This window comes from Bradyrhizobium pachyrhizi, assembly GCF_001189245.1.
Taxonomy (GTDB): domain Bacteria; phylum Pseudomonadota; class Alphaproteobacteria; order Rhizobiales; family Xanthobacteraceae; genus Bradyrhizobium; species Bradyrhizobium pachyrhizi.
The window spans coordinates 1-290 of sequence record NZ_LFIQ01000032.1; the positions used below are offsets into that span (position 1 = coordinate 1).

1 protein-coding gene is annotated in these 290 nt (G+C 60.7%); it reads left to right on the forward strand.

Features of this window, described 5'->3' with window-relative positions:
• On the forward strand, nt 1–290 hold a 290-nt coding region (gene trbF, locus AKL29_RS03910), incomplete at both ends, for a conjugal transfer protein TrbF (protein WP_244481745.1).

The window sequence follows — 290 nt, forward strand, 5'->3', positions numbered from 1 at the left end:
CACTACGGGCGCATGCCCGAGCCCATCACGCCTTACCAAAAGGCAGCGCAGGTTTGGGACGAACGCATTGGATCTGCCCGCGTGCAGGCCAGGAACTGGCGCTTGATGGCGTTCGGCTGCTTGATGTTATCAGTTGGTCTCGCAGGTAGCCTTGTTTGGCAATCGAGCCAGGGCTCGATCACGCCCTGGGTGGTCGAAGTCGATCATCTCGGCCAGGCCCAAAGGGTTGCGCCGGCCAACATCGACTATCAACCCACTGATGCGCAGATCGCCTACCATCTGGCGCGCTT